Here is a 21,200-nt window from a genome sequence, read left to right on the forward strand (position 1 = left end):
TTAAGCATTAACAAGGATTTTTTAGTATTTTATAAAAGGGAAACTATTTCTTATTTAAAGCTTTTGCATTACGTGACTTAAGCCGACGTGCGCGATTTTCTGAAATTGTTCCTTTACGTGCCAGTTTATCTGCTGTTCCATAAAGGTTATTTAAATCTTCTACCTTTTTAGTTTCTTTAACTGTTTTAATTTGATTTTTTAATTCAGTTTTTTGACCTTTGTGGTCAGCGCGACGCTTGACACTTTTTCGCAATGTTTTGTCATTTGCTTTGATATTTGCCATAAATTTTCCTTTTGATAAAGTTAATGTTTGATTTTCTAGTAAACAAAATTATAATATTAAGAAGTTTAAACTTATAATTAATTTGTATGATTAGTAAAAAAAATAATTTGATCTCAAGCAAAATTGATACGAAGGTACAAGAGCTTGACAATTCTGTGCGTAATAAAGTTAGCGAAGTAAAACGTGAATTACACGTTAAAGCCGTTAAAGAAAATACGCCACAACGTTTTAAAGCAAATCAAGATGTTTTTTTCGCTAATCTGAAAATAGCTTCTAGTGAACTTAAAAATTGAAACAAAGAAGTTGGATTCACCAAACAATTGCGAGATGTTTTAGATTTAGCGTTTAGTGGATTAAATGTTTTTTTGCAAACAGCATTTCAACCAAAGAAAGAAAAGGAACATAAATAATGGGCGGTAGTAGTGGTTTATTTGGACTGTTAATTTTCATTATCCCGATTGCTTTAATCTGGTATTTTGTATCAAAGCGCAAGAAAAAGAAAAATCAGCCAGCAAGCGTAACTGCTCAAAGTAAGTCTGAAAAAAAAGACGAAGTTTGACGAACTGTTAAACAATATCTTCAAGATCATAACGAACGTGGGAAAGAAGTCTCATATTCATTTGTTGCTAAGCGTAACAATCCCTTGCAAGATAAAAAGTTAAAAAAATCGTACCAGTTTGAAACTGAAGATTATATCCAAAAAAATAGTTTGTCTAAACTCGAAGCTAAAAAATACCGCGAAAAAAGACAAAAGCAAGCATCTAAAGAACTTTATTGTATTTACTTTATTTCTCGAGATGCTAAAACTCGACAAAATGATCCCGCGAGAATTATTGAAGCCGAAGTTGTTCAATCTCCAAATGCTAAAAAAGCTAAAGGTGAACCTTCAGTTAAACGCAATATCGTTGTTAATGGGTTAATGGATTTTGAAACCGAATTCAAATGAATTGAACCAATTAAAAAGCGGGAAGATGAAAAAATTGAAAAAATGGAAAAACAACGTCGTGCTAGAACCGCTAAGAAAAAAGCAGCTCAAGAAAAAAAACAATTGCGGAAGATGCAAAAACAAGGCACAACAGTTCAAACCCAATCCCACTAACAGGAGTACGATGTGATTTTAAATAAGACACGAATTGTTTTTTTTGGATCAACATCGCTTAGTGTTGCATGTTTGATTAGGCTTTATAATTCGAACGAATTCGAAATCGTGGCCATTGTTACTCAACCTGATAAACCTGTTGGCCGAAATCAAAAAATTATTATCAATCCGGTGAAGCAATTTGCCATTGATAATAATATTTTATGTTTCCAACCAATTAAACTAAATCAGGAAATAGATCAAATAATCGCCTTAGGATGTCCTTTGGGTGTTTGCGTGGCTTATGGACAACGCTTAAGCTTGAACCTACTCAATAGTTTTAAATATGGGGTAATTAATGTTCACCCTTCCTTGTTACCACAATACCGCGGTGCCGCACCAATTAATTATGCAATTTGGAACCAAGATAGCCAAACCGCTATTTCGATAATGAAGATGGAACAAACAATGGATACCGGACCAATTTGCTGTCAAAATATTATAGACATTCCTTCTGGGTTTACAAGCGGCGATTTACTGAACGTTGTGATTCAAAAAGCTCCTGGTTTGTTGTATCAATCACTTTTGGACATTATTAGTGAAAAGGTTATTTGAATTCAGCAAGATAAAACCAATCCGTATTTAGTTGCATCAATGCTAACAAAGCAACAAGAGAAAATAGATTGGTCACAACCTGCGATTAAAATCGTTGGTCACATTAATGCTTTTTCACCTATTCCTGGAACTTATACAAATTTTGCAGACCAAAAAATAATAAAGTTTTACCATGCCGAAGCAGTTCATCATAATTCTAACCAGTTACCTCCTGGAACAGTCCTTAAATTAGAACCAAACGTTTTTTTGATTGCTTGTGGTGAGTCTGATAAGGCTGTGCGTATTACGGAATTTTTATTACCAGGTAAAAAACGAACAAAAGTAATCAATTACCATGGTACGTATCCGTTTAAAATTGGAGATGTTTTCTTTTAATGGCAATTAAAAAACCACTTTATATTACAAAACAAGATTATTTAAATATGTTTGATCGCCCCGATAATCTTTGATTTTTAACCGACGAAGAAATTATGGGGATTATCAATAGTTATTTATATCCAGTTAAAACTGATTCTGCCACTGTTTCCCAAACCAACACTAACAAAAATTCAGTAATGAACGTCATAGATAACGATGACGAAGAATATGAAGCTGTTGAATTTGATGTCTTAGATTTTGTAAAAGACGAAGTTAATGAAATCAGCGTTTTAGACTCTAATGACCCCCGAGTAATTGAAGGACGAATCGTATCTGAGCAAGCGGTTGAATATTTAAAACGGGTTGCTTCGCAAACTTTAAAAGTTGTAAATATTGTGGACTTTGATACCTTATACAAAGGAATCAAGTCAAATATTAAAGAGCGCGCTTTATTAACTAAAAAAGTTATAGAAGAAACAAATGTTCCGACTTTATTTTTAAACCCAGTGTTTACATATCTCAATGCAGTCGCAATTCCTGATGCTATTGTGTTTGCTAATAATCATTACGAATTATATGAAGTTAAAGGAGTTACTTCGTCTAAACGTATTCACGTCCTTGAAATGTTCTATCAGGCTAAAATAATCAAACATACGATTGATCATTTGGATGACGCAACATTGTTTTTAATTGCTTATGAGTTAAATCAGAAAGGTCACGTTTCATTTACCCGAGTTCAACACCTGAATTGTGCTAAAACTGCACAAACATCTTTACCTAAGCCAAAGCATAAGGAAGATCAAAAACCATTTCCATATTACGGTGTTGAAACCATTAAATTAAAGCAAGAGTTGCGGAAGAATCCTTCTTCTGTAATTTCGTTACATGATTTAATGTCTCTAGATTTTGTAGCGATGAAAAAATCAGCTTCTAATCCACCTTCAAAAAAACCAGAAAATGATCTAACGCCAAGCGTTACCAAAAGAAGTTCACCAAAAGCAATTGAAGATTTAGTTGAGGAATTACTCTTCTTGAACGCTCGTTTTGAAGACGACTTAGCAAAACTTGCTAATCATGAAGTTGGTGCATCAATAAAAATTGAGTTGAGCGATAAATATCATACCTATTGAAGAATTTTTCGGTATCGTCCTTTAATTCAACATGTTTTTGAAAAACAGGGTTTCCCAATCTTTAGTTATTCAGGAAAACTTATTGATTGAACTAGTGTCTTTCAATTTATTTATGCCAATAAAGAAACAACTACCAACAATGCAAATAAATACGATCTTTCTAGTTTCTTAGCATGACATCAAAAAATTAAAAACACTCCAGATCCTTTTCATAAAACAAAAAAAATTAAAGAAATAAATGAGAGTATGAAGACTTATTTATTTACAAATAATCAAGCTCATGATCAAAGCGTTGATGGAATTTATTGTTTTTATAATGCTTATGATTTTTACCGTACTTTAAAATCTAAAAAAGTTTATTTTGATTTTGAAACTTTAAACCAAGCGATTCGAGTTATGGATAATTCTTTACCTTTTATGCAAGTTATTACCCAATGTTCAATTGTGAAAGATCACGGTGCTGGAATTGCCAACAGTGAGTGTAAAAATTTAATCGTTGACCCGATTAATATTACAAATGAATTCTTTAAACAAGTGGTTGATGAATTATATGAAGAGAACACAGATGAATATAGTTATATTGTTTATAATGCTTCCTTTGAAAAAAACCGGTTAATTGAATTGAAATCAATTTTAGAAGATAGTGATTACAGCTATAAAATTGATCGAATTATCCGGAACCTATATGATCTGGCTGATTTCTTTTCGCTAAATAAAAAGAATATCGTTTTAAGAGATTTAAAAGGCTATTATTCAATTAAAGTAGTTCTTCCAATCGTCCCTCAAAAATATTTAGACCAAACTCGAACCGTTAGTTATTCAACCTTAGAAGTTCGAAAGGGTGATAAAGCTCAGGCCTTAACCAGTTTAAGATTTTTTAACCGAATTGATGACGAAACTTGAAAAACCACTGAAGCAAACTTGCAAAAGTATTGTGAAAATGATGTTCGAGCAATGATTGCAGTCGAATATTATGTTGCTGAATTACTTCGACGATTCGAGCCGTATTTGACGCAACAAAATGATTTAGCCAAGTAATGGTTTATGCCTAATAATAAGTTTACCGTACTCCTATAAAGCTGTTTAATAAGTATAAATTTGTAAAAAATTTATAATCAAGTATCAATACAATTGATTTTATGTTAATTGATTGATTTCTTTTAAAAATTCCAAATTACAAATTTAATCGCCCATAAGAAAGGAATTTCATTATGGCTTTATCAAAAATCAAAAAATCTTCAAAGCACAAGAAGTTCATTTCTTTCGTGCTTTCAACTATTAGTTTTTCAGCGATTACGGTTTTAGGTGTAAGTTGTGCTAAACCTTCTACTGGCAGTGGTGTTATTCTCTCTAAGACTAAAGATCCTACTCCCTCTAATTCTAATACTAAAGATCCTAGTATAGAAAGTAAAGGCCCTGAAAAAAAGCAGGATACTCCAAATCCAGACAACCAAACCGCAACACAATTAGTCCACAATTCTATTGGTTACAACAATAGTGAATATACTAAAACTGCCAGTGGATTACCTAGTTCAACCGATTTTCTTTGAGATTCAAGTTGAAATACACTCCACCCAGAGAAATGAACGCCACAAAATGGTTCGATTGTAGGATCACTAAAGGCAACTGATTTTCTTTCTGCTGATGCGAACGCTAATCGTCCTGAGTTTAACCCAAATTCAAATACTTTCAAGACTGCTGTTGAACAACGCAACGAAATTTATACGGGTGACAAAACTTTAAATCCTAAATTATCATCTGAAGTTGAATTTAAGCAATCATATAATTTTTGATACAACTATAAAATTATCGCCAATCGGGACAGAGATCAAGCTAGCAATTCAAATTTAGATAAAACTGCTCAAGCACCGCAACCCATTGCGCCAACCCCAAGCATTATGAACGAAGCAGTGGCGATGCAAGAATCACCATTAAAATTTAATTTAAAATCATTAACTTATTTGGTTTCGCATAATGAAATGGGACAAAATCCAAAAATGTTCGCTTGGAAGTTGATAACATTAAGTGATGAAATTCGCGGTAATCAAGCTTCAGTTATGAGCGATAATAAGAAAACTACTGATATGAATGATTCCGAAAAAGGAATGTTGTTATTTGATCCTAACGGGATGCCAAGTGGTATTAAAAATGTTATGTTTTATGCTAATCCAAAAGATGTGAGCAATCAAAAAGGAACTTTGAAACTTTACGTCAGTTACGAGCAATCAGGGGCTACAAAGGCCTTTTATGTAACTTTGACTGGCGGCAATTCGACAAAAAATAATATCGGTTTGAAAAGTGATTTTGACTATATTAAAAAGATTGCTGACCGATCAATAGTATTAAGTTATACCTATGCCGGTTATCAAAGTGCAAACGATACACCAAATGACAACTTTGATCAAACTTATCGAGAGGCTAAAGATAGAAGACACAATAACCCAGCTGACCGTTTCTCTTTTCCCAGTTATGATCGCTCATACGGAGATGGTGGAACAGCTTGAATAGTTGATCGGATTTTTAAAGATCAACAAGAGAAAGATCACCCTGACACTCCGCAACAAAGTTATTCGTTTTTAATGGCGACTAATAAGCACGTTCTTGATATTGGGAAAATTGCCGGAACCGAACCAAGTTCTGCAAATCCTGGTTCTTTCGTGTTCTACAGTTTTTCGCCTGGAAAATTCGACTTCGATAGAGTTAGAGATCAACAAAAAGAAAATCTCCAAACTAGCTGACTTGCAAATTCAGGATTTGACAATTTCATGTGAGGGCATTTTAACCCAACTAATGGTTACGAAAATACTAACCCAATTAATTCAAAAGATGTTATTTCAGCTGATGGTAGTGCCACAAAAGCACAAGGTGCTAATTATGAATATAAAAATCAAATTGTAACCAAAAGTCACCCCGTAATCAATATTCAAGACAAAAATCCGAATAATTTGAATTGGGCAAGCATGGATACACCAGAATGATTAACCCAAAGTCGCCAAAATTTCATCGATAGTATTGTTTATGCACCAAGCGAAACAATCGGCCACATTCCAAGAAATGATGGCCAATTAAATTCTTACGTAGATGGTGGGAAACACCACGAAAGTGAGTTTAAAACTTATACTAACAACTTAATTGGCCCTGATGTTATTTTTATTAAAATGACATTTAATGCCAACGATATTAAAGAAAGCTGACCTGTTTTATGGAATGTTTTGCAAGAACCAGCGCCACAACAAAAAGAGTGATTTAGTGGTTCATTAAGTGCCAACCCACGCACTGATGATCGCACTAACACTTATTTAGCAGGTTATCCAGGAACAAATAGTCGCCAAAGTAGCAATCAAATTTTTTCTTGAAGAACTTCTGATCATAGCGTGACTTATTCGTTGAATCAATTTTATACAGATAGTGGCTCAGCGAATAACACCCAAAGTTTTTACACTTACTATAATGAAAACGACTATAAAAAATATTATGAACCATACAGTAAAGATGGAAAATATAATTCCAACCACATTAAAAAATATCCGAACGATCATGACATTTCAAATCAGACATTAGGCTTGTACCAACAAACATTTACAGTTGGAACAACTACAATCTTAGATGGCGACCAAGTTAGTCCAGGAAATTCAGGTTCAATGATTATTGACGCGAACTTCAACAATTTTGGGATTGTTTATTCATATGGACCCACAGCTGGTAATGTCAACAGAACTTTTGTTACCAATTTTGTTGGCCAAGACCCTTATTCGAAATCAAACGTTTTAGCTTCTGGAAGAATGAATGTTCGCCCAGAATTAGAGCAAAAGTTACAAGATCGTTCTTGATTGACTTTTAACTTGGGATTAAATTAAATAAATAACACCAATTTGTTATATTGAAAAAAATATCCTGAACGAATTTTCTATTATAGAAACCATCAATATACAATTAAATATAAAGATTTTTGCTAAAACACAATTGCCTGAATTTTCCAAAAACTTTACGTTGCTGGATTAATCGATCATGATTCAAGTTCTTATACTCTGAAGTTTTGGTGTAGCAAATTACTGCTGAACTAAGCGAATTATATAAACGAGCTTATGCAAATTTTGAAGAACATGGAATTACCATTAAAAGAACTAGAGCTAATAACGCTATGGAATTTAAAGAAACTAATTTTGTTAGCTACCACAGTTTTATGCTTTGTTAAGGTCGTTAAGAGTAGAACATCAATTAACTCCCTTAGGTGTTAGTGAAGTAAACAGACAAATAGATAACAATTTAAGTAAGTTTGATAAAGAATTGCTTCCATGAATTCGAGATGTTGCTGAGATGAAAGTTTTAAAAAGAAAGTCAAGCAATATGTTGCATATCATAATTTTTATCGCTATCACACCAAGATCATTAATAAATACGATGATCGTTTTCTAAAATACATCATCCAAATAAATTTTGTGAAGCGATTAAATGAAATTGATTTTAAAGCTAAAACTTATCTCCGATCTACAACTGGTCATTCTGAACATTTATCTTGAGAAAAAAATTATGGAAGTAAGGATTAGTTGTTAATTAAAAACAGCTATTCTCTGAAAAAACTAATAAAATGTAGTCTTAAAATCTGGATTAAATTTTATGTTTTCTTGATATCAAATAATCCCAATTTTAAGATAATAACTGAATAAAAATAAAACTGGAAGAAATCTCTACTATTTTATGTGTGATCTATCCTACTTCTATAAACCTGTTTAATAAGTACCAAATAATGGTTTGCTAAATCGCGCCTTTTTAATAAGTTCTTATTCAAATAAAAAATTCAGGCTTTGAACCTGAATTTTTGCTTTATAAAGTAATAATTTAATTACTTAATTTCGAGCAACCTTGCGGGTTGTTTTTTTAATTTTTACGTAAATTCAAATACTTGCTGAAATAAAAGTAAAGATTAACGCAAGCACGAATAATGCAATAACTGCTCCTTGAGCTACTCCTGCGATTGCAATAATTGAATCTAATATGAATCAAATAATTGCAATGACAAAAGATCAGAACATAATTATTTTTAATCATTCGTATTTTGTGTATTTAGCCATGTGGCCTCCATCTGTTGTGTGTTTAACGTGTAAAATTATAATTGTTTTTTTACTTTTATCAATTAAAATTATTTACCTTATGCATTATAGGAGTTCTTATGAATAACGTTGTTGTGCTTGGTGGTGGCTCTGGATTGAGCACCATCTTGAAGGGAATGAAGGAAATTCCTGACATTGATATATCGGCGATTGTTTCTGTATCTGATGATGGTGGATCAACTGCAACAGTTCGCCAAGAGTTTAAACTACCAGCAGTTGGAGATTTAAGAAGAGTAATTGTTGCTTTATCAAATAGTGAACATATTTTAAAAAAGTTAATGGATCATCGATTTGAATCCTCAGTTAAAGAAAATGCAGTTTTTGATAACCACTCGTTAGGTAATTTAATTATTACTGCCCTTGTTGAAATTAGTGGTGGGTTCTATGAAGGAATCCAAAATATCAGCGAGATCTTAAATGTGAAAGGTTCAATTTATCCGGTTGCTAGCAATCCAGATATTAGTATTAAAGCAACATACACGGATGGTACAGAAACTGTTGGAGAACATCATATCCCTAACATCAATAAAACAATTAAAAAAATTTCCTATATTAATCCTGATAAAATTAAAACCAATCCAGTAGTTATTGAAAAAATCAAAAAGGCTGATTACATTGTTTTTTCGGTTGGTTCACTGTATACTTCAATTATTCCCAATTTAATTGCTCCAGGAATTAAAAAGGCCATTATTCAAAACGAAAAAGCTAAAGTCATTTATGTTTCTAACATTATGACCCAACCCGGAGAAACTCACGATATGAATTTGTATCAACATATTAAAGCTATTGAAGATCATTTAGAGTATGGAGTTATTGATTACGCTTTAGTTCATAAGGGAAAAATTAATGATTCGATTATTAAACATTATGCGCTCGAAAATTCCCACCCTGTATTGATTAATCAAGAAGCATATGATTCACATGTTCAAATTATTGAGATGCCATTAATCAACAATAACGAAAAAATTTATGTGCGGCATGATGCGAAAAAGATTTTAAAAGCATTTTGTAACATTTTTGAAAGGGAGTAAATTAAATGCCACGTAAACACTTAGTTGCTAGTCAGACTAACAAAAAGCAACAAAACAATGCCAAGGTTTGACAAAAACTGGCAAAAGAAATTAAAGCGGCTGCAAAAGTAGGCGGCCCAAATATAGAAGCTAACCCGCGTTTGAAGGCCGCTGTAGATCGTGCTTTACAATTTAATTTATCTCGAGATTCAATCGAAAGAAATATCAACGGTTCAACTAAAGATAGCGCTGATATGGTTGAAGTCGAATACGAAATTTATGGTCCAAATGGTTTAGGAATTATTGTCCACGCACTGACTGATAATACGAACCGTACCATCAGTAATTTAAATGGACACATAAGTAAATTACATGGAAAATTAGCTAAACCAAATAGCGTGAAGATTAATTTTGAACAACGGGGAATAATTTTAACAAATTTAAATAATTACCAAGACGAGAAATTGTTGGAATTATTGATTGATTTTGACCTTATTGATTTGAATAGTGATGGTGAAGGTTTCGAAATCGTTTGTTCACCAAATTCGTATTATGAAATCAAAAACGTTTTATCCAAAAACGGTTTTGAGATTAGTCATAGCGAGTTAAAATTAGACCCTTTAGTTGAAGTTTCATTATCAGATAATGAAAACGAAATTTTCAATCGCTTTTTAGATGCGTGCGAAGATGATGACGATATTCAATGAGTCGTTTCAAATAAAGCTAATTAAATTAAAAGTTAACCAATTTTAATATCTTCGACTGGATACTTGTAAGTGTTTCCGGTCGGATTTTTTTTGACTGCAGCTAAAATGGTAGTGGATGGTCCTAATTGTCCAATAATCATTAATATAACTAGCAAGATTAATGGAATCGGAACAATCGTTGTGATAATATTTGAAACACCAGTACTCAAGCCAACTGTACCAAACGCTGAACTAAATTCGTATAAGATATCAATGTATGTAAGTTTTGAGTCAGGTACTTGCCCAGCTATAGTAGCAGCTGAAATAAATACGGATACGCCTAATCAAATGATCATTAGTAGTGTTACAACATAAGCGTTGGTAACAGTTTCTTTTGGAATTGTTCGTTTAAACATTCGGACTTCTTTGCGACCACGTAATTTGCTTCAGACAGCAACTAAAATTAGCGCTAGTGTAGTGGTTCTAATTCCTCCAGCTGTAGAGCTTGGAGCGGCTCCAATAAACATTAAGATTGTTAATACAATTTTGGTTGGGTCTGAATACAAGTTATTAGAGATTGTGCTATATCCAGCGCTGCGAGTTGAAAGAGTTTCAAATAAAGCGTTTCATACTTGATTAAAGACAACGTTGTTTCCGTATACCGCACGGTTGATTCCATTTATGTTGTTTTGCAAATTATTAACCACATTTATTGCCTGGTTGGGACTCGCATTGGCAATTTGATTCAAGATTTGAACAGATCCATCTGGATTTGTTAATTCTAATGAAACCACTAAAATAAATCCAATAATAGTAATTGTCAAACTTGTAATTAAAGATATTTTAGTAAATATGCTGTAACGGTACTTTTGGGTATTTAATTTGTTTCGTTTATGACGGATGTGTTCATACACTTCAAAAATCACTGGATATCCGATTCCACCAATGAAAAATTCTGATGCCACGATAGTCAAAAAGACCGCATTTGTATCGTTCCGATAAGCACTTAAACTTGCCGATCCTAAAATGTCAAAACCCGCATTATTCATTGCTGAAATAGAGTTAAAAATTCCTGCTCAAATTGCATATGGGCTGTTGTGAACATAAATTGGCGAGGTGCTATTAATAGTAATTAATGACGCTTTTGTTCCTAAATCATTTCCGGCGATTGAAGATGATGCTAATACCTGTTGTTCAAACGCAGGTGCAAAATTAAAGTATAAAGCATAAAAAATAGCGTATACAATTTCAGCGCAAAAAATAAAGATAACAGCAACAATAATCGTTTTTGTGGTTCCACCTAATTTTGAATTTCCCCGTTCTGCTTGCAGAACCAACGCTTTAGAAAAAGCTGAATGATCACGTTCCCGAGCCCGGAATATTTTTCATAACAAAAAAGCAATAACTACAAATCCGATTCCACCAATTTGAATTAATAAAGCTACTATAACTTGACCAAAAACAGTATATGTACTGCGCAATACAACTGTTGTTAACCCAGTATCACTAAATGCTGAAGCAGCAACAAAAATGGCATCTCAAAAAGTATATTGTTGGGTTTGGATAATTTTTGGCGCTCCAGAAATACTATCCATTATTAAGTAAGTATTAGTATTTCCAGAATTTTGTAACAAAAAGAAATGATCAGTTCCGTTGATTACTTGATTCCAAGCACTAGCTGGAACAACGCCGTGAATAGTGGCGTTTCAAGCTGAACCAATCGTTGCTGGATTCAAATAATCTTCAGAGATCGTTTTGCTGTAATGATCTGGAACCGAGGTCAAAGAAATTGGTAAATATAAAAGAATTGCACCAAGTAGTATTAAGTAAACATAAAAATGTGTTATCTTTTGGGCGACGGTATCGCCCCAAAGCAACACTTTTGTTATTTTGAGTAATTTTCGATGCTTATTTTTAAATTCTTGAAATTTTGAATTTCTATTATTTTTCATATACTGGAAAATATATTATATTATATTAACCAAAATAACTTATTCCATTCAATGGAAATTTAAGGTTTTAGGCACAATAATTTTATATGAGTAAAGCAGATATATGTATTATTGGATTGGGGCGCTTTGGCATGCAAGTTGCCAAATCACTTCAATCAAATAACAATAATCTTTTGCTGATTGACACTCGCGACGAACTAGTTCAATTGGCTTCAAAAGAATTTGAATATGTTGTTCGGGCAGATGCCACTGATTTAAATACGTTAGATGAATTAGGTCTGCGAACATTTAGTACTGTTATTGTTGGTGTTAGTAATATCGAAGCTTCAATTATGATTTGTGCAAACTTAAAAGAAGTAAAAGTGAAAAACATTATTGCTCGAGCAAAAAACGTCGTTCACAAGCGGGTTCTTAATACAATGGGTGTAAAAGATTCAGTCATCCCCGAAGAAATTGTTGGTCAAAACGTGGCTTTAAAAGTTATTCATAATTTAAGTGCTGATATTTCTTTATTAGGTGAAGGAATTAGTTTCGTTAAAACTGCAGTTACCAACCAAGAAATCTTTGAGCGTAAATTAGCTGATCTAAATTTACGCCGCTATGGTGGTGCTAACGTTATTTCAATACAACGGGATGGAGAATTGATTTTTCCTATTACAGCTACAACTATCTTAAAGCAAGGTGATCTTGTTTCAGCCGTATGTAAATCTGAAGATATAGATTCTTTTATTGAATATGTAACTCTTAAAAAAGACTAATAAATTAACTAAATTCACAAATCAGATGTTTCCAAAATAAACGCCTGTTTTGATGACTAGATTAGTTCACTTGCGATTAATATGTTATTATTCATGCCATAAGGAAATTAGCAACTAAAGAAATGACTATTTTATTAATCGTTGCTGGCGTAATTGGATTAGCCCTGTTGGTTTACTTGTTTTTCATGTTTTTTTTACAAAAACTTTAATTCTTAAGGTTTATTAAATATATAAAACTTCATCTTTATGCAACAAGACATAATTTTATCTTCGGTAACGATTGTAATTACCTTACTAATCGTTATTGGCTTGTCGTATTTTATTGGTAAATTTATCTATAAGATTTTTAACGGTCAAAAAATATTCTTTTTTAGTCGTTTTTTTGGACCTATTGAAAAACTCATTTTCAAAATGATGGGGGTTTCAATGGATGCGCAAATGAAACCGAAAACATATACCCTTCACGTATTGGCTTTTTCTTTCGTTGGTTTCATTTTTCTGTTCGGGTTATTAATGTTGCAAGGTTATTTTATTCTTAATCCTAATCACGTTCAAGGAATGAGTTGAGATCTTGCATTAAACACAGCCATTAGTTATATTACTAACACCAACTGACAAGCCTATGCCGGCGAAACCCAATTATCATATTTATCCCAAGTATTAGGTTTAACAGTTCAAAATTTTGTTTCAGGAGCTGTAGGGATTTGTGTCTTGTTTGTCTTGGTTCGTGGTTTGATTTTAAAAGAATCTAAAACTGTTGGTAATTTTTATGTTGATTTAATTCGCGTTGTTTTATATTTGTTATTACCTTTAGCTTTACTTAGTTCTATTTTGTTGATTTCACAAGGAGTTCCCCAATCATTTGCTGCTGGAAGTGTTAGCCAAACCTTAGATGGTGCTAACGCCAATACAGAACAAGCTAATATTTTTATGCCCTTAGGTCCAGCCGCAAGCCAAATTAGTATTAAGCAACTAGGAACTAATGGTGGTGGATTTTTTGGAGCGAATTCGGCACATCCGTTTGAAAACCCGACTGTATTTAGTAACTTAGTTCAAACCGGAAGCATTTTATTGATTCCCATTTCGTTATGTTTTACTTTTGGGTTTGCTGTAAATCAACGTAAACAAGGATCAATGATTTTAAAAGTAATGCTTTCAATTTTTGTTATTTGTCTTGTTCTTGGGGTGGCTGCTGAATATGTTGGTTCGTCAGTTTTAAAAACCCAAAATTTTGAAGGTAAAGAATCCCGATTTGGAGTTGGCTTGTCAGCTTTTTGGGCAGTGGCTACAACAGCAACTTCTAATGGATCTGTTAATTCGACCCTTGATAGTTTTACGCCAATGGGCGGATTAGTATTAATGTTTTTGATGCAGTTAGGGGAAATCGTTTTTGGAGGAATTGGTAGTGGTTTATATGGGATGATTGCTTTCGTTTTACTTTCAATTTTCATTGCTGGATTAATGATTGGTAGAACTCCAGAATATCTCAATAAGAAAATTGACAGCTTTGATATGAAGATGGTAAGTTCAATTATTTTACCGCCGGTTTTATTAGTTTTGTTGGGAACTGCATTTACAACATTTATTCCAAATATAAACGCATCATTAACAAATAAAGGTGTCCATGGATTTAGCGAAATCTTGTACGCATTTAGTTCGTTAGCTAATAATAATGGTAGCTCTTTTGCGGGATTTGATGCCAATAATTTATGGACGAATGTTTCGGGGGGTGTAATTATGCTAATTACCCGTTTTGTACCAATAATGGCAGTTATTTATCTGGGCAAGAATTTTGCCAAGAAAAAATATGTCGCAAGTTCAGCTGGAACTTTAAAAACAGATACCACAATGTTTTCAATTATGGTTTTTGGAGTAATTTTAATTATCGGTGCATTAAGCTTTTTCCCGGCTTGAGCTTTAGGTCCGATTGGCGAACAAGTTTCACAAAGACAAACTATGCCAAAAATTCAAATGAACAAACAAACATTGTTATCACTTAAGGTCTTGCCTTTAAGTTATTTACGTTAGTTTAAATAGGATTTATTTATGTCAGTTTCGAACTTGAAAAAGCAAAAAAACCAAGCTAGTTTTGGTAGTAAATGATCAAAAATTAAACCGATTTTAAAATCTGCAATAAAGGCAACTTTTGTTAAATTGAACCCTTGATTTCAGTTGAAAAACCCCGTAATGTTTATCGTTTATTTATCTGCGATTTTTACCACCATCTTATTTGGCTTAAGTTTTAGTACAGGATTAATTGTTTCTCAACCATGATATGTTGGAACAATTGCTTTAATATTGTGATTTACCGTTTTATTTGCTAATTTTGCTGAAGCAATTGCTGAAGGACGGGGAAAAGCTCAAGCAGATAGTTTAAAAAAAGCCAAAAAGAATGTGATGGCCAAACGGATTAAAGAAATCAATTATGAATCGCCTTATGAAGAAATTAATAGTCAACTTTTAAATATTGGTGACTTAGTTTTAATTAAAGCAGGAGATCAAGTGCCAACAGATGGCGAAGCCGTTTTAGGAATTGCTTCAGTTGACGAAAGTGCAATTACTGGAGAAAGTGCGCCTGTAATTCGAGAAGCTGGCGGGGACCGAAATGCTATTACTGGTGGTACGACTGTAATCTCGGATTGAATCATTATTAAAGTTACTGCAAAACCAGGTGAAACTTTTTTAGACAAAATGATTGCTATGGTTGAAGGTGCTGCCCGTAAAAAAACACCAAATGAAATTGCTTTACAAATTCTGTTAATCACTTTAACAATCATTTTTTTGGTTGTTTCTGCTACTTTGTTGCCTTTTTCTCAATATATTAGTACTGCGATTCAACCTGTTGTTTCACCAGATGCTGCGGTTGGTCGGGCTACTAGCTTGACTGATATCGTGGCTTTAACGATATGTTTAGCGCCTACCACTATAGGCGCGCTTTTGTCTTCAATTGGAATTGCGGGAATGGCTCGATTGAATAAAGTAAATGTCTTAGCAAAAACTGGTAGAGCTATTGAGGCTGCTGGAGATGTTGATATTTTATTATTAGATAAAACTGGAACAATTACTTATGGGAACCGTCAAGCTAGTGAATTTATTAACGTGAGTCAGTTAAGTGATAGCGATTTAGCAAAAATTGTTGTAATTTCTTCATTGTCAGACGATACAGCAGAAGGAAAGAGCATTTTGATTCATGCTGCTGAGAAATACCAAATTGATCGTTCTCAATTTGATAGCAAAGATTGAGCCTTTATTGAGTTTTCAGCAAAAACCAGGATGAGTGGTGTAGATATTAATGAAACTAGAAAAATTCGGAAGGGTGCAGCCGATGCAATTCGCAAATATGTTGAGTCTTTAGGTGGCGTTTATCCCCAAGCATGTGAACTTGCTGTAGATAAAATTGCTGGTACGGGTGGCACTCCTTTAGTGGTTTGTGAAAACAATAATGTTGTTGGTGTTATTCATTTAAAAGACACAATCAAAAGTGGAATTAAAGAGAAATTTGGTGAACTCCGCAAGAGTGGGATTAGAACCGTTATGATCACTGGTGACAACCCGATTACTGCCGCTTCAATTGCTCAGGAAGCAGGAGTTGATGATTTTATCGCCGAAGCTACTCCACAAAAGAAAATCGACTGAATTATGAAAATTCAAAAAGAAGGCCATTTGGTTGCAATGACTGGAGATGGTACAAATGATGCCCCAGCATTGGCACAAGCTGATGTAGCGGTGGCAATGAATTCTGGAACCCAAGCCGCAAAAGAAGCCGGAAATATGGTTGATCTTGATTCTTCGCCAACTAAGCTTGTTGAAATTGTTAGAATCGGTAAACAATTATTAATGACGCGTGGAGCATTGACAACTTTTAGTATCGCTAATGATTTAGCTAAATATTTTGCCGTTATTCCTCTTTTATTTATTCCATTGATTCCGGGATTAAACGTTCTCAATTTTTTAAACTTAACAAGCATTACCACAGCCATTCTATCAACAATTATTTATAACGCTTTGATTATTATTGCCTTAATTCCTTTGTCTTTAAAAGGAGTTCGCTATCGAGAACGTTCAGCTAATAAAACCCTTGGCTTTAACTTATTGATATATGGTTTAGGTGGAGTTATTACTCCGTTCATTTTTATCAAAATATTTGATCTAATTTTAAGTGCGATTATTCCCTTGTCAATGCAAGTTGGTGTCGTTTCACAAATTGTTACGGGATCGTAGTTGGTAATTTTATGAATGATAAAAAAACTAACATAGCAAATCAAACTGCCGAAATAATTGATTTATCTGAAACTAGTGATTTAGATTCTTTAGATACTGCAAATAAATTAAAAAATAAATCAGATGTACTAGAATCAAGTGATAAAAGTTCTTCTCAAAAAAATAATCTTGCTAACCAAATTATTTCAAATGAAACAACGCAGAATCAAAATAATTTAGAAAATAAAAAAACGGATTCTTTGCTAAGTGATCAATTCCCTGCCAGTTTAACTAATAAAGTAAATCTTCAGGGAGAAGAACTGAGCAAATTTAAAAAATCCTTACAAAAAAAAGATGATACCAAAGAGATTATTGACCTTTCATCTGATGATAAAATTGAACCTAAAAAAGAGATTAATCCGAATAAATATTTTTTTAAACGATTAAATCAACTAAAACTTTTGATAGCTAGACAAAAAACATTTTGATCTCACTATTGAAGTAATTTAAAAACTAAAAAATCAAAAACAAAGCCTGTCAGCATCGAGAACAAAACCTTAGCTGAAGCAAGTGCAGTACCTCTTGAAACGTCTACCAAAGAACATTCCAAGTTTGTCCGTTTTTTATTATTTTTCCGAGCTCCATTTATTGCTATTGCTTCACTTGGATTAATTACTGGAATTGTTTATCCCATTGTTGTAACCGTAATTGGACAAACTGTTTTTCCATCTCAGGCGAATGGATCACAACTTAAAGTGACAGTAAAAAACCCAGATGGTTCAACATCAGAAATGAATTTTGGAAGTGAATTATTGGGGCAACAATTTGTTAGCCCCCAATATTTAACTGGTCGTATCAATCTTGGAACAGCATCAAACATTGCTGTTAATAGTAGCGAATTCCAAAAAATTGTGGATCAACGGGTTAAGCAAATTCAACAAACGTATGATGCCACCCAAATAACACCACCAACCCAAGAACAGATTCCTGTTGAGTTATTAACTGCTAGCGGAAGCGGATTAGATCCAAATATTTCTGTGTCTGCAGCAGAATTTCAAATTGATCGAATCGTTGCCTATCGCAATAGTGCAACTTATGTGAATTCACCTGCTTTTAAAAATTCTCCTGCCAATAAGGTTGCTGCAACTGATCGCAAACCTTTAACAGCAGATGAATTAAAAGCAATTATTTCTCGGTTTAGTGACGGTCGTTTGCTAGGAGTAGCTGGTGAGCCGGTTGTTAATGTCCTTAAAGTTAACTTAACTTTAGATGGTTATGACGTTTTGTAAGGGAGACTATTATGGAAATTAAAAAAGGTAAATTAAAAATTTTCTTTGGTTATTCTGCTGGAGTTGGAAAAACCTATGCCATGCTTCAAGAAGCTCATGAACTTCGCAAGACAGGAGTTGATATAGTTGTTGGATATATCGAACCTCACGCCCGCCAGGAGACAACCGCTTTATTAACGGGTTTAGAAATTTTAACACCAAAAGAAGTGGATTACAAAGGGATTAAACTTAAAGAGTTTGATATAGATCAAGCAATTAAAAGAAAACCACAAATTATTTTAGTTGATGAATTAGCACATACTAATGTTAGTGGTAGTCGTAACCAAAAACGTTATCTTGATGTTCAGGAATTGTTAAATGCTGGAATTGATGTTTATACAACATTGAATGTTCAACACCTAGAGGGGATTAACGATTTAGTAAATGAGGCTACTCAAGTTACTACTTCAGAAACAATTCCTGACGCTATTTTTAATCTCGCATCTGAATTAGAATTAATTGATATTGAACCTCAAGATTTGATTTTACGACTTCGTCAAGGAAAAGTATACAAGAAAAATCAAGCTGATTTGGCTTTAGAAAATTTTTTCACAGTTGATAATCTTAATACCTTAAGAGAAATCGCAATGCGTCGCAGCGCAGATCGTATTATTCATAAAAAAGTTGTTGAACAAAAAAATAATGCTAAAGTTTTAGTTTTGATTACATCATCCATTTCATCACCAAAAAATATCCGCGTGGCCAGTCGCTTAGCAACTGCTAACCATACTACTTTTACCGCGTTGTATGTAGAAACTAGTAATGAAGCTTACGTCAATAATGAAGTTTTAAAAACTAATTTTGAACTTGTCCAAAAATTGGGTGGAGAAACTATCGTTTTGTATGGTGATGATGTTCCGGCGGTAGTATCTGAATACGTTAACTTACATGGTGTTACAAATATTATTTTAGGTAAGTCATGAAAAAAATATTATCGAAAAAATAGCTTTGAAAACCGGTTAATTAGTTTGTTGCCCACGACAGAAATTTTAATTGTTCCTTTTGGTTTTCAAAAATCAACACTTAAAAAACAAAATTGATTCTTTTTAAAGTTTGATCTTTTATCTGTTATTAAAGTTGTGTTAATTAATGCGATTTTAGTGGCGATTTTTTATGCAGCTAGAGATTTCCCTATTGTGTCTGTGGCTATTTTTGCAATAGCTTTAAGCATTGTTTCATTTACTTCTAAAACTTCAATTTATGGAATTTTTACGTCCTTGGTAGCAGCCTTTGCTTTTTTCTTTTTAGTCACTGATTCTGCTGTTAATGATACTTTAGCTTTAAAAATAGTTGATTTTTTCATCTTTTTAATAATTGGGATTGTTTACGAATTAGTAATCTTACATTTAAAAAAGAAAGTTGATCACAGTCATCACGCAAATCGCGTAATTGATGCAACAAATAATCTAACGGCGAATTTGTCAAATGCCCAAAATAATGAGGAAGTTTTGAAAAAAACAGTTATTAGTTTGTCTAAAATTTTTAATCGTTCTGTTTGAATTTATAATAATGATTTTCATCCAATCAAAATTTTCAGTGGTAAGAATAATGAAACTCCAGCATCTTTTTTCGAAGTTAACGAAACTGCCATTGCAACCTGAGTAATCAAAAACAATGCTGTGGCAGGTGTTGGGACAAATACTTTAACAAATGCTTTAGGATATTATTTTCCAATTTCAGTTAATGAAAAATTAACATATGCGGTTGGAATATCGTGTAACCGCGATAAGTCTCCACTGTCATTTCAAGAAATATTGCTATTAAAATCGCTTACAAATATTATTAAATTGGCTTTAGGTAGTCACCTTAATTAACTCCTATTTTTCAATTTTTCTATATTGTGAATAAAATGCTTAATTAGTCTGAGTGTTATTTTTGAAGTTTAATTAAATGTATAATAATTTAAATTTGAGTTTTATTGATTGTTGTCTTTTATCATTATTTGCAAGGATAAATTTATTATGATAACTATAAGAGATATAAACATAAGGTTAATTCTATAAAACCGGGTACGAGTAAAGTCGCAATGAGCAACAAGGCTAATAATAAAAAAATAAAAACCCATTGAACAATCGATAAATTAGGTGAGCATTTATTAAAATTGTCTGATGAAGTGTTTGGTCTTAAATCTGATGTTGGTTCATTAAAATCTGATGTCAGTACTTTAAAATCTGATGTCAGTACATTAAAGACTAACTTTAACGTTTTGAGAAGTGACGTGGATAAACTTCGAATCGATCAAGAAAATGGTTTTAAAGATGTTTATAATTTAATTAGTTATTATCATCCACCAAAATCTCCGGATAAAAAACAAAACTCATCTTTTACAGGAAGTAAAGTTCGTTATTTTAATGTTTTTAAACCATCCGATAGTCAAGAGGTAAGCCTAATTATAACTACCTTTAAAAAGGCTTACATTGAAAAGAAAGATCGTTTATTTGTTTTTCGCATTCCCGGCCGTGAATATACTCAGATTGTTTCCGTTTTAAATAAATCAGGTATTTATGCAAACAAAATAATTGAGTTTCAAAAAATTTAATTAAATTTTTGCGGTTAATAAAAATTAATAATCCCTTGGAATATTTATTTGCTTTTTACAGATATTTTTGAATTTTTCTTAAAGAATTCAAAATTGTAAGTTAACACTTTTTATTGAGATTTAACTAAGTTATTTATTGGTTGCTGCATTTCT

At 32.8% G+C, this 21,200-nt stretch carries 17 protein-coding genes; 14 read left to right on the forward strand and 3 right to left on the reverse strand.

What is annotated here, in order from left to right:
• Positions 1 to 43 precede the first annotated feature (43 nt).
• Positions 44 to 283 (reverse strand): 30S ribosomal protein S20, encoded by a 240-nt coding sequence (rpsT, locus tag T384_RS0102145; protein ID WP_027119653.1) that lies wholly within the window; start codon positions 281 to 283, stop codon positions 44 to 46.
• A gap of 86 nt (positions 284 to 369) precedes the next feature.
• Between rpsT and T384_RS0102150 the strand changes: the two genes are divergently transcribed.
• The 6 genes from T384_RS0102150 to T384_RS0102175 all read left to right on the forward strand — a co-directional run bounded on the left by T384_RS0102150 (position 370) and on the right by T384_RS0102175 (position 8,010).
• On the forward strand, positions 370 to 693 hold the full coding sequence (locus T384_RS0102150; protein WP_027119654.1) for a hypothetical protein: 324 nt from the start codon (positions 370 to 372) through the stop codon (positions 691 to 693).
• Positions 693 to 1,382 (forward strand): DUF5385 family protein, encoded by a 690-nt coding sequence (locus tag T384_RS0102155; protein WP_084266107.1) that lies wholly within the window; start codon positions 693 to 695, stop codon positions 1,380 to 1,382. The genes T384_RS0102150 and T384_RS0102155 overlap by 1 nt, the downstream gene beginning before the upstream one ends.
• A gap of 12 nt (positions 1,383 to 1,394) precedes the next feature.
• Complete coding sequence (fmt, locus tag T384_RS0102160) at positions 1,395 to 2,351, forward strand: methionyl-tRNA formyltransferase (protein WP_027119656.1); 957 nt, start codon at positions 1,395 to 1,397, stop codon at positions 2,349 to 2,351.
• Positions 2,351 to 4,501 carry a DUF2779 domain-containing protein gene (locus T384_RS0102165; protein WP_027119657.1) on the forward strand — a complete coding sequence of 717 codons (2,151 nt, stop codon included), beginning with the start codon at positions 2,351 to 2,353 and terminating at the stop codon, positions 4,499 to 4,501. The genes fmt and T384_RS0102165 overlap by 1 nt, the downstream gene beginning before the upstream one ends.
• Positions 4,502 to 4,674: 173 nt before the next feature.
• Positions 4,675 to 7,320, forward strand: a complete 2,646-nt coding sequence (locus T384_RS0102170; protein ID WP_027119658.1) for a DUF31 family putative serine protease — start codon at positions 4,675 to 4,677, stop codon at positions 7,318 to 7,320.
• 438 nt (positions 7,321 to 7,758) lie between these two features.
• Complete coding sequence (locus T384_RS0102175; protein ID WP_027119659.1) at positions 7,759 to 8,010, forward strand: hypothetical protein; 252 nt, start codon at positions 7,759 to 7,761, stop codon at positions 8,008 to 8,010.
• Between the two features lie 300 nt (positions 8,011 to 8,310).
• Here T384_RS0102175 and T384_RS0102180 read toward each other — a convergent pair whose 3' ends face one another.
• The gene (locus T384_RS0102180; RefSeq protein ID WP_027119660.1) at positions 8,311 to 8,535 is read right to left on the reverse strand and encodes a hypothetical protein; all 225 of its coding nucleotides are present in this window, start codon (positions 8,533 to 8,535) and stop codon (positions 8,311 to 8,313) included.
• A 98-nt stretch (positions 8,536 to 8,633) separates the two neighbouring features.
• On the opposite strand from T384_RS0102180, the gene T384_RS0102185 reads away from it, so the two are divergent.
• Together T384_RS0102185 and T384_RS0102190 are read left to right on the forward strand one after the other, a co-directional pair.
• Positions 8,634 to 9,605: a gluconeogenesis factor YvcK family protein gene (locus T384_RS0102185; RefSeq protein WP_027119661.1), complete on the forward strand. Its 972-nt coding sequence runs from the start codon at positions 8,634 to 8,636 to the stop codon at positions 9,603 to 9,605.
• A 5-nt stretch (positions 9,606 to 9,610) separates the two neighbouring features.
• On the forward strand, positions 9,611 to 10,315 hold the full coding sequence (locus T384_RS0102190; RefSeq protein ID WP_027119662.1) for a YebC/PmpR family DNA-binding transcriptional regulator: 705 nt from the start codon (positions 9,611 to 9,613) through the stop codon (positions 10,313 to 10,315).
• A gap of 8 nt (positions 10,316 to 10,323) precedes the next feature.
• Here the strand turns inward: T384_RS0102190 and T384_RS06205 are convergent, their stop codons facing one another.
• Positions 10,324 to 12,150, reverse strand: coding sequence for a TrkH family potassium uptake protein (locus T384_RS06205; RefSeq protein ID WP_169734575.1), 1,827 nt, complete (start codon positions 12,148 to 12,150; stop codon positions 10,324 to 10,326).
• A 158-nt stretch (positions 12,151 to 12,308) separates the two neighbouring features.
• Here T384_RS06205 and T384_RS0102200 point away from each other — a divergent pair, with 158 nt between their 5' ends.
• The 6 genes from T384_RS0102200 to T384_RS06225 all read left to right on the forward strand — a co-directional run bounded on the left by T384_RS0102200 (position 12,309) and on the right by T384_RS06225 (position 21,047).
• Positions 12,309 to 12,980 (forward strand): potassium channel family protein, encoded by a 672-nt coding sequence (locus tag T384_RS0102200; RefSeq protein ID WP_027119663.1) that lies wholly within the window; start codon positions 12,309 to 12,311, stop codon positions 12,978 to 12,980.
• A gap of 246 nt (positions 12,981 to 13,226) precedes the next feature.
• A complete protein-coding gene (gene kdpA / locus T384_RS06210; protein ID WP_084266108.1) occupies positions 13,227 to 15,008 on the forward strand; it encodes a potassium-transporting ATPase subunit KdpA in 1,782 nt (593 codons plus the stop codon).
• Between the two features lie 18 nt (positions 15,009 to 15,026).
• Complete coding sequence (gene kdpB, locus T384_RS06215; RefSeq protein WP_084266109.1) at positions 15,027 to 17,201, forward strand: potassium-transporting ATPase subunit KdpB; 2,175 nt, start codon at positions 15,027 to 15,029, stop codon at positions 17,199 to 17,201.
• 11 nt (positions 17,202 to 17,212) lie between these two features.
• Complete coding sequence (locus tag T384_RS0102215) at positions 17,213 to 18,469, forward strand: potassium-transporting ATPase subunit C (RefSeq protein ID WP_027119664.1); 1,257 nt, start codon at positions 17,213 to 17,215, stop codon at positions 18,467 to 18,469.
• Positions 18,470 to 18,480: 11 nt separating this feature from the next.
• The gene (locus tag T384_RS06220) at positions 18,481 to 20,322 is read left to right on the forward strand and encodes a sensor histidine kinase (RefSeq protein WP_052663439.1); all 1,842 of its coding nucleotides are present in this window, start codon (positions 18,481 to 18,483) and stop codon (positions 20,320 to 20,322) included.
• Between the two features lie 212 nt (positions 20,323 to 20,534).
• Positions 20,535 to 21,047, forward strand: a complete 513-nt coding sequence (locus T384_RS06225; RefSeq protein ID WP_036498842.1) for a hypothetical protein — start codon at positions 20,535 to 20,537, stop codon at positions 21,045 to 21,047.
• Positions 21,048 to 21,200: the final 153 nt, after the last annotated feature.

The sequence above is a fragment of the Mycoplasma testudinis ATCC 43263 genome (genome assembly GCF_000687795.1).
Classification (GTDB): Bacteria; Bacillota_I; Bacilli_A; order Mycoplasmatales; family Mycoplasmoidaceae; genus Mycoplasmoides; species Mycoplasmoides testudinis.